Source organism: Rhodoferax sp. (assembly GCF_018780565.1).
Classification (GTDB): domain Bacteria; phylum Pseudomonadota; class Gammaproteobacteria; order Burkholderiales; family Burkholderiaceae_C; genus Rhodoferax.
This window is the reverse complement of sequence record NZ_JADMJN010000002.1, coordinates 34635-47480: the sequence shown is the minus strand read 5'-3', so window position 1 is coordinate 47480 and position 12846 is coordinate 34635. Positions and strand designations below refer to the sequence as shown.

The window sequence follows — 12846 nt, the reverse complement described above, 5'->3', positions numbered from 1 at the left end:
AGTGCCACTTACGCTACCGGCCAAATCAGTCCACTCCTGGCGCCGCCACCTGCAAGATTGCAGCGGGCCTCTCGAAGCCAGGTGAAACACCGCTATTCAAAGGAAAGTGCACATGCCGTTAAGACCGTTGTTGGGCGTCATACTGGGGAGTGCCACGCTCGATACAGTTCCGTCTGTTGTGTTGTCAGCCTGGGACGTTTGTGCAGTTCATGACCTGGGCGCCGCCGCCCATGCATTGAGAAGCCAAAGCTACCCGGTGGGCTTGTTGTTGCTGCAGGAAACAAAGGACTCGGACGTGCTGGCGCTGGATGAATTCCTGGAGACGCAGCAGCACACGCAGTGGGTGGGCGTGTTTCCACCTGACATGATCAAACGCCCGTCCTACCGCACACTGGTCGTGCAGCATTTGTTTGATTTCCACACCTGGCCGATTGACCCTTTCAGGCTGCACCACACGCTGGGTCATGCCTTCGGCTACGCCGAGCTGAGTGAGCGGCCCCTGGTGGCCAGCGGTGCGCGCGCGGACATGGATCTGGTGGGCCGAAGCCCGGCCATACAACGGCTGCGCTCACAGATTGCCAAGGTGTCGCACGCGAGTGCGCCGGTCCTGATTTGGGGCGAGAGCGGCAGCGGCAAGGAGTTGACCGCACGCGCCATTCACACCAGTTCACCCCGCGCGGCGGGCCCCTTTGTTGCCTTGAATTGCGGCGCGGTTCCGGCCAGCCTGATTCAGTCGGAGCTGTTCGGCTATGAACGCGGCGCCTTCACCGGGGCCAACCGGGAAAAGCGCGGACTGATCGAATCGGCCGCAGGCGGCACACTCTTTCTGGACGAGATTGGCGACTTGCCCCTGGAGCTGCAGGCGAACCTGCTGCGATTCCTGCAAGAGCGGACCATCAGCCGGGTGGGCTCCACGCAAAGCATCGAGGTCGATGTGCGTGTCATCGCAGCCTCACACATGCGCCTGGAGGATGCCGTTCAGGCCGGGCGCTTCCGCGAGGATCTGCTGTACCGGCTCAACGTGCTGCCATTGACCGTACCGGCCCTGCGCGAACGCAAGGACGATCTGGAGTTGCTGGCGCGGCACTTCTTTGAAGTGTTTGCCCGCGATCGCAACCCCCGCCTGACGGGCTTCAGCAACCGGGGCATTGTTGCGATCAAGAGCTACGACTGGCCTGGCAATGTGCGTGAGCTGATGAACCGGATTCGCCGCGCCATGGTGATGGCCGAAGGGCGGTTGATCACCCCCGAAGACCTTGACCTGCCCATGCCCTCGGCCGCCTTCAACGGCGAGGTGCTGGTGGAAGCACGGGTTCGCGCCGAGCGCGACGCAATTCGCACCTGCCTGCAACGCAGCGGCAACAACGTGACGCGCGCGGCGCGCGATCTGGGCGTGTCCCGCATGACGCTGTACCGCCTGATGGAAAAACACGGCGTCAGTCCCTGAGTACCTGCACTGCGGTGGTTATTGCAACAACTGCGATACACCGGACTCCGTGCGGCAAACACACCTTGCCACGGCGGAAACCCTTGATTTTCATCGCTCAAACCGGGGCCCTTTGCGATATCGCAAGCAACACGGAAAGCAGTCTTCAGCGCGCTGTCACGCACTTGAGACAAGCCTGTTGCCATCAGATGTTTTGCATGTGAATTTGCCCCTCAAAAAGCCGTCGCCACAAGCCCCCTCAAACAATTTTCTTCATGTGAATCAAGCACTTGCACCTGCCAATTTTTGACTGGCACAAATGTTGCGGATTGCTCAGCGGATTGGCGTCTATCGCCGAGCCATGCAAACCTTAGTCAGAACTTGTTTTAAAAGGAATCATCATGAAGAAGTCACTCTTGGCGTCGGCAATTGCGCTTGCGTTCGGCATCTCGGGCCAGGCCATTGCCAATCCCGTCATCAACAACACCACCACCGGAACCGGGACCAGCACCGGCGCTCCTCCAACCCAGGCGTCGGAAAGTGCCACTGTGAACGGTGCGGCTGCGGTCACAGGGCCGCAATCTGCCACTGCGACCTCGGACCAGCACAAAAACTCCGGCCCGGTAGCGAATGAGTACTCGACTGCATCGCAGGCGAACACCAGCAACAACACCGAAAATTCAACCGAGACCAACAACAAGTCCATCGCCAACAACGGCGACAGCAAGGCCAAGGACCAGGCCGCCTCGGCCAACAACGGCGCCACAGCCACCAGCAACAATTCGGACCAGGGCAACAACAAGAGCGCTGGCGACAACCGTAACAACAAAGGCATGTCCAAAGCCGACGGCTATGGCACGGCCGCCGCGACCAACGGTGGAAGCGCGACCGCCAACTTCAGCAACGCCTTCAACAGCAACAAGGCCATCGCCAAAGTTGAGTTGAACGGCACCGTGAGTGGCAACAAGATATTCGGCATCGGCAACCAGGCCAGCAACTTCGGCGGCACAGCCAACGGCGCTGCTGGCGGTAACGGCGGCAAGGGCTATGGCGGCACGGGCGGCAATGCCACCGGCGGCAATGCGGGCAACGGCGGCAACAGCGGCGCCGGCGGCAACGGCGGTGCAGGCGGTGCCGGCGGCACTGCCAGCGCCAGCAACGGCAGCGCTACGGCAGGCGACGTGACCAATGGCAGCGCCACCAACGGCAGTGCTACTGCTGGCAACGGCGGCGACGGCGGCAACGCCAGGAACGCCAAGGGCGCCAATGGCGGAGACTCCTCGGCGTATGGCGGCGACTCCACTGCTGCCACCCTGCAAAAGGCCAGCGGCTCTCAGGCAGGCAGCATGACCAAGGGCGGCTCCACCACAGCAGGCAGCATGACCCATTCAGGCGGTGCTGATGCAACCAACATGGCCAAGGGCAGTTCGTCCATGGCAGGCAACATGACCAAGGTGGGCGGTGCTGAGGCCGACAGCACACTCAAGACCGGCAGTGCGGATGCAACCAACATGGCCAAGGGCGGCGGAGCGGGCTCCTCCGACAGCGCAATGGGTGGTGCGGCCGGCTCCTGGCAGAAATCCAGCACCGGCTCGGCTGACATGACCAACAAGGCACCCTCGGGCGCTGCGACGGCAAGCAATGCGGCCACTGGCGGTGCTGGCATGGTGCTACCCGGCTCTGAACCATCAACCCAGGCTGTTGCAGCACCTGGTGGCTCGGCTGCATCAGGCCCTGCCGGTGCCACGTCTGGCACGGCCAGCGCCAGCGGCAATGGCACCAGCGGCGGCATCCAGCCCAGCGCGGGCAATACCGCAGGCGGCGCCACAGGCTCCTCCACCGCAAGTGCGACCGGCGGCACCAACGGCCCGGCTTCCGCAACCAGCGGCGCCGGAACCGGCACCACCGCTGCAGCCGGCGGCACAGGAACCGGAACCGCTTCAGCCAGTTCGACGGGTGGCACGAATGGTCCTGCATCCGCCACAGGCGGTGCGGCCACCAGCACCACAACAGCCAGCGGTGGCGCTGTGACATCGGGTGCCACATCGGCTACCGGCGGCACGAACAGCGGCACAGCCACTTCGACGGCTGCAGCGGGCACATCCACTGGCGGCAATGGCGGAACAGCCAGCAACACCGGCGGTGCTGGTGGAACCGGCGGACCGGCCTCCAACGGCTCGGCCACCAACGGCGGCGCGTCTTCCACAGCCTCCAATGGCAGTGCAACAGGTGGCTCGGCACAAGGCGCGGTGGGCGCAACCGGTGCTCAAAGCGGCCAGGGCGGTCAAGGCGGCCAGGGCGGCGTAGGCACAGCAGGTGCAGGCGGCGTAGGCAATGGCGCAGTGGGTGGTGCGGGTGGCGCAGGTGGCACGGTCCACGTCGACGCGGGCACCTTCAACATGTCCAACGTCATGAGCAGTGTCGGGCAGTCCGCTGCCGGCATCATGATTGCGGCCCAGAACAGCGGGTTGAGTTCGCTGGTGCAACAAAGCGTCAACATCCAGGCCAATTTGGGCTTGGGCAAGTAAGCAGATGGGCTGATCGCCGGAAGACCTTTGCGGTGATCCGGCGATCAGCGCTTTCATGGAGTACGAGATGCAAGCTATGTTTTTTCCCTGCACACGGACCCTTGGGTTCGGTGTGTTGTGCTTCCTGGCAGGCTCTGTCGCCTTCGCTGCGGAGCCCGCAGAGATTTCCGGTTTTGGCACACCCATGGCAAGCCATCGCCTGGCTGAGAGCCGGGGCGGCTTTGACATGGTGAAGAACGACATGCAGCTGAGTGGCTTGGTGGCCAACAATGCGGCGGTCAACGTCATGAGCGGCAGCAATTTCATCACCGATGGCGCCTTCGCCAACGCCAGTGGCCTGCCGACGGTGATCCAGAACTCCGGCTCCAACGTGTTGATCCAGAACGCGACGATCGTCAACGTGCAGTTTCAATAAGCCATGCGAATTACATTTGTTGCACTTGCCTTCGCCCTGTTCGCACACTGTGCGAACGCGCGGACTGACGTGCTGGAGTTGTCAGGCATTGGGGGAGCCAGGTACGCGGTTCCGGTCACCAGCCTGAAGGCCGCACGGTTCAAGGCAACCCTGCGCCAGCAGTACGATTTCAGCTGCGGCTCGGCGGCAGTGGCAACCCTGCTCACCTACCACTACGGGTATCCAGTCACCGAGCAGTCGGTGTTTGAGGAAATGTTTGCACGCGGCGACCAGGCCAAAATTCGCCGCGAAGGATTCTCCATGCTGGACATCAAGAACTACCTGGGTGCCCATCAATTTCAGGCTGACGGGTTTGAGTTGCCTGTCGCCAAACTGCTGGAGTCTGGCCTGCCCGCCATCGTGCTGATGGTGGACAAGGGTTATCACCATTTTGTGGTGATCAAGGGCTTGCGCGACGGCCGGGTGCTGATCGGCGATCCTTCGAGCGGCACCCGGGCGGTGTCGCGGGAATATTTCGAGTCGGCCTGGGTTAACAAGCTGTTGTTCGTGGTTCACAACAAGCAGGACCGCGCCAGGTTCAATCTGGCCACCGATTGGCAGGTTGCGCCGCGGGCACCGCTGGCCTCGGGGCTCAATCTGGAAGGCTTGGGTGGCGTGACCATGCCCAAGTTCGGTCCCGGTGATTTTTAACGGATGGGCCATCATGAATCATTTATCCATCAGGCTGGCTGGCATCGGCGTGTTGATTCTGGCGGGAAGCGCCTGCTATGGCAGCGACCCCTTGTCGCGACCTTTCCCGGATAGACAGGAAGCCAGAAAAGCGTTTGAGCCAGCACAGTGGAAAACCGTCAGCGACGAGCGGCTGGGCGGCCAGCGGGGCGGCTTCGATGTGGGCGCCGGGTTGTCGCTGTCGTTTGGCATCATCCGCAGCGTCTCCATCAACGGCATCGTCGTGGCGGCAACCAGCTTCATCCTGCCGGACGTTACCAAGATCACAAACGAGCAGGCCAAACTGGCAAGTGCCGCCATTGCGCAGGTCACCGTGGTGCAAAACGGCGCGGGAAATTTTGTGGACTCAAGTGTCACGGCCAAGCTTCCCTCAGGCACCATCATCCAGAACAGCCTGGACAACCAGACCATCCAGAACCTCACGGTTATCAATGCGAGCGTGAACAGCATGGGTCTGTTCAAAACGGCCAACACGCAGGCAGCTCTGAAGGATGCGCTCTTTGGCTCGGTGGGTGTCCGGTGAGACAGCCCCTGGAGCTGATCGCGCAAGCGCTGAAAGGACTCTCCCATGCAAGGGAATGACCCCAAGGTGTGGATGCTTGCGGAGGCAGTTGAATTGCTGGAGGCCGCAGACCGTCTGCAACGCCAGTTTTTCCGCTTTGGCCAGATGGGGGAGTCGCCTTGCTGGGAGCCACCGATTGACATGTACGCCGACGATGGCGACTTGGCCGTGCTGGTGGCGCTGCCGGGCGTGGGGCCCGACCACTTTGAGGTCAGGATCGAGGGTCAATTGATTGTGGTGCGCGGCGAGCGGGCCATTGCCACGGTACTGGGGCCCAGCGCCATTTTGCGCCTGGAAATTCCATATGGCCGCTTCGAGCGCCACATTGCCTTGCCAGAGGGGATGTACGAAATGGTCGACTTTGCACTGCAGCATGGCTGCCTGCGCCTTCATCTTGAGCGAATCACATGAACCCTTTGACGCACCGGCTTGAGGACAAGACGGCATCGGGTGGCGCGCCAGGTGCCGACAAGGCCGCCGGCGTCAACCAGTCTGCGCAGGCGCCGGACATTCCGGACGACGCCATGGTGATCGTTCCGGTGCGCAACATGGTGCTGTTTCCGGGATTGGTGGTGCCGATTGCGATCGGCCGCAAGAGCTCCATCGCGGCGGCCCAGTATGCGATCAAGCGGGAACGGCCACTGGGCATCCTGATGCAGCACAACCCCGAAGTGGAAACACCGGGGGCCGATGATCTGGCCGCCATGGGCACGATTGCGTCCATCCTGCGCTATGTCACCACGCCTGACGGCTCGCACCACATCATCTGCCAGGGACAGCAGCGCTTTCGCGTGAAAAGCTATCTGGAAGGTTTCCCCTTTGTGGTGGCGAAGATCGAACGGGTGGTGGATCAATCGGGCGAGGGCGACAAGGAAGTCGAGGCTCGCTTCATCCGGCTGAAAGAGCGCGCGGTAGAGGTGCTGCAACTGCTGCCACAGGTGCCGCAGGAAATGGTCAATGCCGTGCACAACATCGAGGCGCCAGGCACACTGGCCGATCTGGTAGCGGGATACCTGGACATCAAGGCCCATGAGAAGCAGGCGCTTTTGGAAGAGGTGGACCTGCGCACCCGGCTGGACCGGCTGCTGGAGGTGATGATGCACCGCATCGCGGTGATGCAGATCTCGCGCGAGATCAACCAGCACACCAAGGCCAGCCTGGAAAAGCGCGAGCGTGAATTTCTGCTGCGCGAGCAGATGAAGGCCATCCAGAAGGAGCTGGGCGAAGATGGCGGCAGCAATGCGGCAGAGATTGATGAGCTGCGCAAGCAGATTGCGCAGGCCAACATGCCCGAAGAGGTGGCCAAACAGGCGGACAAGGAACTCAAGCGGCTGCAGCGCATGTCGGACGGTTCGTCGGAATATTCGATGGTGCGGACCTACCTGGACTGGCTGGTGGAGTTGCCCTGGAAAGCACCGGAGCCCGATGTCATCGACGTGGCACAGGCACGCCGGATTCTGGATGACGATCATTTTGGTCTCGACCAGGTCAAAAAACGGATTCTGGAGTTTCTCGCGGTGCGCAAGCTCAAGCCTGACGGGCATGGTCCGATTCTGTGTCTGGTGGGTCCACCCGGCGTGGGGAAAACTTCGCTGGGGCAATCCATCGCCAAGGCGCTGGGGCGAAAATTCGTGCGGGTATCGTTGGGTGGCGTGCATGACGAGGCCGAAATTCGTGGCCACCGGCGCACCTACATCGGGGCCCTGCCCGGCAACATCATTCAGGCTTTGAAAAAATCCGCCACACGCGGTTGCGTCATGATGCTTGACGAAATCGACAAGCTGGGAACGGGCATCCATGGCGACCCCTCGGCAGCGCTGCTGGAGGTGCTGGACCCGGAACAAAACAACAACTTCCGCGACAACTACCTGGCCGTCCCTTACGACCTGTCGCAGGTGCTGTTTGTCGCCACGGCCAACGTGCTGGACCCTATACCGGGCCCGCTGCGAGACCGCATGGAGGTATTGCAGCTGGCCGGCTACACGCAGGACGAGAAACGTGAAATCGCCCGCAAGTACCTGGTGGCGCGCCAGCGCGATGAGAGTGGTCTCAAGCCCGCACAACTTGAGATCACCGATGCTGCCCTGGCCTGCATCATTCGCGATTACACCCGTGAGGCCGGTGTGCGCCATCTGGAACGCCAGATTGGTGCGGTATGTCGCCGCGCCGCCATGCGCATTGCGGAGGGCGCCGCGCAGGCGGTGCACGTTGACGCATCCGATCTGGCGGAAATCCTGGGGCCGGCGAAGTTTGAGAACGAGGTCGCCTTGCGGGCCGCCACAGCGGGCGTGGCAACCGGTCTGGCGTGGACACCCGTTGGCGGAGACATCCTTTTCATCGAAGCCAGTCGCACCCCTGGCAGTGGTCGCCTGATCCTGACCGGGCAGCTTGGTGATGTCATGAAGGAATCGGCGCAGGCCGCACTGACACTGGTGAAGTCGCGAGCGACAACGCTGGCGCTGGACCCGGCCTCATTCGAAAAAACAGATGTTCACGTTCATGTACCGGCTGGCGCCATTCCGAAGGACGGGCCGAGTGCGGGCGTTGCCATGTTCATTGCACTGAACTCCCTTTTCATTGACAAACCGGTTCACAAGGACATTGCGATGACCGGCGAAATCAGTCTGCGCGGCCTGGTGCTGCCGGTGGGTGGCATCAAGGAAAAAATACTCGCCGCCGTGGCGGCCGGTATCAAGCGGGTGATGCTGCCTGCGCGCAATCGCAAGGATCTGGAGGAAGTGCCGCTCGCAGCCAGGCAGGAACTGGAATTCATTTTTCTGGACAACGTGGAGCAGGCGGCGCAGACGGCCATCGCCGGAAATTGAGTTTTGTCAAACTTCCATAAATGGGGCCACCCTAGCATCAACTCCCGTTTAAGGAGTAACCGATATGTTGAAGATTTTGATAGCCGTGGACGGCTCCGATCATGCGAACCACGCGATTGAGGCCATCGGCAAAATGGCCCGATCCTCACTCGACCTGGAGGCGATTCTTCTTGCCGTCAGCCCCGAGCCGCTGTTCTATGGCGACTACACCGCCGGCACCATCCTGAAAATCGAGGAAGACCAGAAGCGTCAGCAAACCTCGCTCCTTGCCAAGGCCACGGAACATGCCAAGGCGCAAGGCCTGAAGGTGGGTGAGCCCGTGCGCGCCTATGGCGTCATCGCCAATGAGATTGTCCGCGTGGCCACAGACCGGCAGGTGGACCAGATCGCCATGGGCACGCGCGGCATGGGTGCTGTGGGCAACATGGTCATGGGCTCGGTGGCACAACGGGTTGTTCACCAGTCGCCGGTGCCGGTCCTGCTGGTCAAATGAAGCGTCAGAGAGCGCGCCTCGCGGCACGCTCGCGCCGGGAGCCGCTTAGAGGTGATGCCTCTTCGCAGCTCCCTGACCCGGTCTGATATTGATCTGCAATCCGCGCATGCCATGAATGCGCCGGGCTGTTCTCTCCACCTGAAACCTTGTTTGATGGGTGTCAACCTGTCCATTGAGCGTCACCATGCCGTTGGTGACGATGACATCAATGTCCGATGCATTCACGGTGGGAATGGCATCGAGTCTTTCCATCAAATCTGCCTTCAGTTCTGCATCTGTTTTCATGACCATAGTTCCTCGGTTGAAGGCCTTGCGCCATCAGGCCATCGTGGTAATTCGTGCGCGAGGACCAATGTAAAAAGTTCCGCCTCTGCCGCTTTGAGATTTCGCAAAAGCCGCCGTACCCGAACTTCTTCGCCTGTATTGCGGTTTCGCAAGGTGCCCAGCCGCACCAGGACCTAAATTGCCTGTCCTGAAAACGATTCATTGAGAAAGCCATGAACCAGCCTGCCCGTCACTCACCCCGTCCGAGAATTCGATTCCTGTTGATTGCCGGTGCGTCAGTCGCGCTTCTTCGCGCCTGTACCCATGACCAGAGCCAACAGGACGGCGGCTGGCAAATTCTCAACTAGTTTGGCATCGACCAGGGAGTGCTTCATGGGTACGCATTGCGAGAGTGTTCTGATTGGGTCTCAGGGTTTGCCGGGCGACCTGGAGATACCGGCCAATCCGATTGGCATCGTGGTCATTGTCCCGGCCAGCGAGGGCGACCGGCACAGCCCCCGGCACCAGTTCGTTGCCCACGCGCTGCAGTCCTATGGGCTGGCCACCCTGATGTTCGATCTGCTGGCGGGGCCGCCAGACCATGATCGGCATCCTGTGCTGGACATCGCCATCCTGCGATCGCGGGTCACCGAGGCGCTGCACTGGATCGATTCACGCACAGATCTTGCGCAGATCCCGGTGGGCCTGTTTGGCGCCAGCACGGGCGCGACGGCGGCGCTGCTGGCGGCCGCGCGCGAGCCCAGCCGCATCGCGGCCCTGGTGTCGCGTGGTGGCCGCCCCGACCTGGCAGGTTCCCAGTTGGGGCGGGTGCGCGCGCCCACGCTGCTGATCGTAGGCAGCGAGAACTTTGGCGTGCTGGAACTCAACCGCTATGCCATGCGCTCCCTGCCCGGCACCAAGACCCTGACGGTTGTGCCCGGTGCCAACAATTCCTTTGAGGAGTCGGGTGCACTGGATGCAGCCACCAGCCTGGCGGGCAACTGGTTCCTGCAGCACCTGCAGCACCCTGCGTTGCATTGAACACGGGCGGGGACTATTGCGCGGTGGTCACCACGCTGGCGCCGCTCATGCTGCCCTCGCGGTACACCGCACAGCCTTTGAGGCCGAGTTCCCAGGCGCGCAAGAGCACCATCTCCATGTCATGCACCGTGCTGCTGGCAGGCAGGCGAACGGTCTTGGAGATGGCATTGTCCACGCAGGATTGCACCGCCTCCATCATGTGCAACTGATCCTCGGCGCTCACCTCCACAGCCGATACAAACTGCGCTGGCAGCGGTGCGCCTGGCCCGTGCAGTTCCCGGTAATGACGCACGGCGGCATCCTGCACCTCAAAGCTGATGGGCTGTCCATCCGCGCCACGGATCCAGCGCGTGGCTTTCATGGCGAAGATGGGCTCGATGCCGCTTGAGACATTGTTGGCCAGCAAGCTGATGGAGCCAGTGGGTGCAACCGCCAGCAAATGGCTGTTGCGAATGCCATGCTGGGCAATGGCGTCCTGGATATCCTTCGGCAGTTGCAGCACAAAAGGACTGGCGCCATACCGGACCCTGTCGAAGTCGGGGAAGCCACCCTTCTCTCGCGCCAGTTCCACGGAGGTGCGGTAGGCGGTGTCGCGGATCACGCCCATGATCTCGCGCGTGAGCTCAAGACTGGCGGGCGAGCCGTAGCGCAAACCCAGCATCGCAAACATGTCGGCCAGGCCCGTCACACCCAGGCCCAGGCGGCGACTCGCGTGCGCCGCTTTTTCCTGAGCCTTCACCGGGAACACGGAAACGTCATGCACATTGTCCAGAAAACGCGTGGCCACCGCCGCCACCGCCTTGATACCTGCAATGTCCAGTTCAGGATGAGCGCCAAATGGATGCTGCACAAAGCGGGCCAGGTTGATGGAACCCAGGTTGCAGGCGCCATACGGCGCCAGCGGAACTTCCCCGCAAGGATTGGTGGTGGAGATGCGCTCGCAGTACCAAAGGTTGTTGGCGCGGTTGATACGGTCGATGAACAGGGCTGCCGGCTCTGCACTGGCGAGCTCGGCTTCCAACAGTTGGTCCCACAGGGTGCGGGCGGGGATGCGCTTGTGCACCAGGCAAAGCTGTGGCGCCATGGCGCCGGACCATACGCGCTCACAGACCTCAGCGCCCGGCGGAATGGGATGGGACCCCAGAGGAAAGACCAGCGGCCATGGGCCATCGACCTCCAGCGCCTGCATGAATTCGTCGGTCAGCAGAACGGACAGGTTGAAATGGGGCAGCACGCCCGCAACCATCTTGGCCTGAATGAAGGCCTCGATGTCGGGGTGGTCACAGCGCAAGGTTGCCATCATGGCGCCGCGTCGCAAATTGCCCGCCTCCAGCACCGCATTCGCGGCCTCCCAGACTTTCATGAAGGACGCGGGCCCAGAGGCAACGCCGCCGCTGGCCACGGCCTGCGAGCCGGCCGGACGCAAAGTGGAGAAGTCGACACCGACCCCACCCCCCGCCTGCAGGGTCAGCATGGCTTCACGCAAGGCGTTGAAAATGCCTTGCACCGAGTCTTCCAGCGCGCCCATCACAAAGCAGTTGAACAGGGTGGCACGACGGGTCGTGCCGGCGTTGGCCAGTATGCGTCCGCCGGGCAGGAAGCGAAAGTCCCGCAGGAGGGTGCGAAATCGCTCGTGCCATTCATTGCGGTGATGCACTTCGACGGCTGACACGGCCAGTGCCACCCGGTCCCAGGTGGCCTCGATGGAGGGCTCCTGCATATGCCCCCCTTCCAACCACTGGTATTTGGTATGCCAGACGTGCTCTGAAATGGCTTCTTTGAGAGGGGATGTTTGCATTTTTGAATCCAGATTCGTGTATGGCTTCAGGGTAGTCAGCGCGCTGGCAGCGCAGTTGACAAATCGCAAAAGCACCATCCACTTCAAGCTGCTCGCATCAAGGCAGCAGCACGGCAGCGCCATTGATCGCGCCCGCCCTGAGCGCTGCGATGGCCTCGTTGGCCTGGTGCAGGGCAAAAGGCTGGCTCTGCCGGTCACCCGCTCGGGTGAATGCGTAGACCTGCTGCCCCTGGGCCACCGCGCCAAAGCCATACAAACCCAGACGCATGGCACCAGACACAGCGCAAAGGCGGTAGGCCCGGTAGCCAATCAGGCCTGCGCACAGCAGGGGCGCTGCATGCACATCGTCATAGCCGTCAGGCAGGGCAAAGCAGAAGCGTTCGTCCGCTGACGCGTATTGTGCAAAGCCGCCGTGCCTGTCGTAGCCGGTGAACACCGGCGTGTCGCACAGATTCTCCCGGTGCCCCATGCAATAGAGGCAACGACCACACGTCCCCCCCAACCACGGAATGCCGACCCTGTCGCCAATCCGAAATCGTCCGCCACGGCAGGCGGCGGTGACCACGCGTCCAACCACCTCATGGCCGGGCACGATGCCCGCCACCCGGGGCGGCAGATCGCCATCGATGATATGCAGGTCGGTGCGACAGATGCCGCACGCGAGCACCCGGATCACGATGTCATGCTCGCCCGGCACCGGCATGGGCAACTCCGTCATGCGCAGGGGCTCGCCAGGCCTCGCGAGAGTCATGGCCTGCATGGTGG

The 12846-nt window shown here is 62.1% G+C and carries 13 protein-coding genes; 10 read left to right on the top strand and 3 right to left on the bottom strand.

Annotated features, from left to right (window positions below):
• The first annotated feature begins 112 nt into the window (after nucleotides 1–112).
• From IV109_RS00670 to IV109_RS00635, 8 genes are all read left to right on the top strand, one after another.
• Nucleotides 113–1447, top strand: coding sequence for a sigma-54 dependent transcriptional regulator (locus IV109_RS00670; protein WP_296690894.1), 1335 nt, complete (start codon nucleotides 113–115; stop codon nucleotides 1445–1447).
• Nucleotides 1448–1827: 380 nt separating this feature from the next.
• The gene (locus IV109_RS00665; RefSeq protein WP_296690892.1) at nucleotides 1828–3954 is read left to right on the top strand and encodes a hypothetical protein; all 2127 of its coding nucleotides are present in this window, start codon (nucleotides 1828–1830) and stop codon (nucleotides 3952–3954) included.
• A 67-nt stretch (nucleotides 3955–4021) separates the two neighbouring features.
• On the top strand, nucleotides 4022–4369 hold the full coding sequence (locus IV109_RS00660; protein WP_296690889.1) for a hypothetical protein: 348 nt from the start codon (nucleotides 4022–4024) through the stop codon (nucleotides 4367–4369).
• 3 nt (nucleotides 4370–4372) lie between these two features.
• Nucleotides 4373–5059: a C39 family peptidase gene (locus IV109_RS00655; protein WP_296690887.1), complete on the top strand. Its 687-nt coding sequence runs from the start codon at nucleotides 4373–4375 to the stop codon at nucleotides 5057–5059.
• A gap of 13 nt (nucleotides 5060–5072) precedes the next feature.
• A complete protein-coding gene (locus IV109_RS00650) occupies nucleotides 5073–5621 on the top strand; it encodes a hypothetical protein (protein WP_296690886.1) in 549 nt (182 codons plus the stop codon).
• A gap of 45 nt (nucleotides 5622–5666) precedes the next feature.
• Complete coding sequence (locus IV109_RS00645; RefSeq protein WP_296690885.1) at nucleotides 5667–6071, top strand: Hsp20/alpha crystallin family protein; 405 nt, start codon at nucleotides 5667–5669, stop codon at nucleotides 6069–6071.
• Entirely contained in the window at nucleotides 6068–8485 is a 2418-nt protein-coding gene (gene lon, locus IV109_RS00640) for an endopeptidase La (RefSeq protein ID WP_296690883.1), read from the top strand. Before IV109_RS00645 ends, lon begins: the two co-directional genes overlap by 4 nt.
• Nucleotides 8486–8549: 64 nt before the next feature.
• Nucleotides 8550–8978 carry a universal stress protein gene (locus IV109_RS00635; protein WP_296690881.1) on the top strand — a complete coding sequence of 143 codons (429 nt, stop codon included), beginning with the start codon at nucleotides 8550–8552 and terminating at the stop codon, nucleotides 8976–8978.
• 45 nt (nucleotides 8979–9023) lie between these two features.
• On the opposite strand, the gene IV109_RS00630 is transcribed toward IV109_RS00635, so the two are convergent.
• Nucleotides 9024–9263, bottom strand: a complete 240-nt coding sequence (locus IV109_RS00630; protein ID WP_296690880.1) for a BON domain-containing protein — start codon at nucleotides 9261–9263, stop codon at nucleotides 9024–9026.
• A 212-nt stretch (nucleotides 9264–9475) separates the two neighbouring features.
• On the opposite strand from IV109_RS00630, the gene IV109_RS00625 reads away from it, so the two are divergent.
• Together IV109_RS00625 and IV109_RS00620 are read left to right on the top strand one after the other, a co-directional pair.
• A complete protein-coding gene (locus IV109_RS00625; protein WP_296690879.1) occupies nucleotides 9476–9610 on the top strand; it encodes a hypothetical protein in 135 nt (44 codons plus the stop codon).
• A gap of 25 nt (nucleotides 9611–9635) precedes the next feature.
• The gene (locus tag IV109_RS00620; protein WP_296690876.1) at nucleotides 9636–10283 is read left to right on the top strand and encodes an alpha/beta hydrolase; all 648 of its coding nucleotides are present in this window, start codon (nucleotides 9636–9638) and stop codon (nucleotides 10281–10283) included.
• 13 nt (nucleotides 10284–10296) lie between these two features.
• Here the strand turns inward: IV109_RS00620 and IV109_RS00615 are convergent, their stop codons facing one another.
• On the bottom strand, nucleotides 10297–12081 hold the full coding sequence (locus IV109_RS00615) for an adenosylcobalamin-dependent ribonucleoside-diphosphate reductase (RefSeq protein ID WP_296690873.1): 1785 nt from the start codon (nucleotides 12079–12081) through the stop codon (nucleotides 10297–10299).
• A 97-nt stretch (nucleotides 12082–12178) separates the two neighbouring features.
• Entirely contained in the window at nucleotides 12179–12841 is a 663-nt protein-coding gene (locus IV109_RS00610; RefSeq protein ID WP_296690871.1) for an alcohol dehydrogenase catalytic domain-containing protein, read from the bottom strand.
• Nucleotides 12842–12846 lie beyond the last annotated feature (5 nt).

What these genes read in the sequence shown, in the direction of transcription:
- IV109_RS00670 (WP_296690894.1), top strand. Translation starts at nt 113, where the DNA reads ATGCCGTTAAGACCGTTGTTGGGCGTCATACTGGGGAGTGCCACGCTC.
- IV109_RS00665 (WP_296690892.1), top strand. Translation starts at nt 1,828, where the DNA reads ATGAAGAAGTCACTCTTGGCGTCGGCAATTGCGCTTGCGTTCGGCATC.
- IV109_RS00660 (WP_296690889.1), top strand. Translation starts at nt 4,022, where the DNA reads ATGCAAGCTATGTTTTTTCCCTGCACACGGACCCTTGGGTTCGGTGTG.
- IV109_RS00655 (WP_296690887.1), top strand. Translation starts at nt 4,373, where the DNA reads ATGCGAATTACATTTGTTGCACTTGCCTTCGCCCTGTTCGCACACTGT.
- IV109_RS00650 (WP_296690886.1), top strand. Translation starts at nt 5,073, where the DNA reads ATGAATCATTTATCCATCAGGCTGGCTGGCATCGGCGTGTTGATTCTG.
- IV109_RS00645 (WP_296690885.1), top strand. Translation starts at nt 5,667, where the DNA reads ATGCAAGGGAATGACCCCAAGGTGTGGATGCTTGCGGAGGCAGTTGAA.
- lon (WP_296690883.1), top strand. Translation starts at nt 6,068, where the DNA reads ATGAACCCTTTGACGCACCGGCTTGAGGACAAGACGGCATCGGGTGGC.
- IV109_RS00635 (WP_296690881.1), top strand. Translation starts at nt 8,550, where the DNA reads ATGTTGAAGATTTTGATAGCCGTGGACGGCTCCGATCATGCGAACCAC.
- IV109_RS00630 (WP_296690880.1), bottom strand. Translation starts at nt 9,263, where the DNA reads ATGAAAACAGATGCAGAACTGAAGGCAGATTTGATGGAAAGACTCGAT.
- IV109_RS00625 (WP_296690879.1), top strand. Translation starts at nt 9,476, where the DNA reads ATGAACCAGCCTGCCCGTCACTCACCCCGTCCGAGAATTCGATTCCTG.
- IV109_RS00620 (WP_296690876.1), top strand. Translation starts at nt 9,636, where the DNA reads ATGGGTACGCATTGCGAGAGTGTTCTGATTGGGTCTCAGGGTTTGCCG.
- IV109_RS00615 (WP_296690873.1), bottom strand. Translation starts at nt 12,081, where the DNA reads ATGCAAACATCCCCTCTCAAAGAAGCCATTTCAGAGCACGTCTGGCAT.
- IV109_RS00610 (WP_296690871.1), bottom strand. Translation starts at nt 12,841, where the DNA reads ATGCAGGCCATGACTCTCGCGAGGCCTGGCGAGCCCCTGCGCATGACG.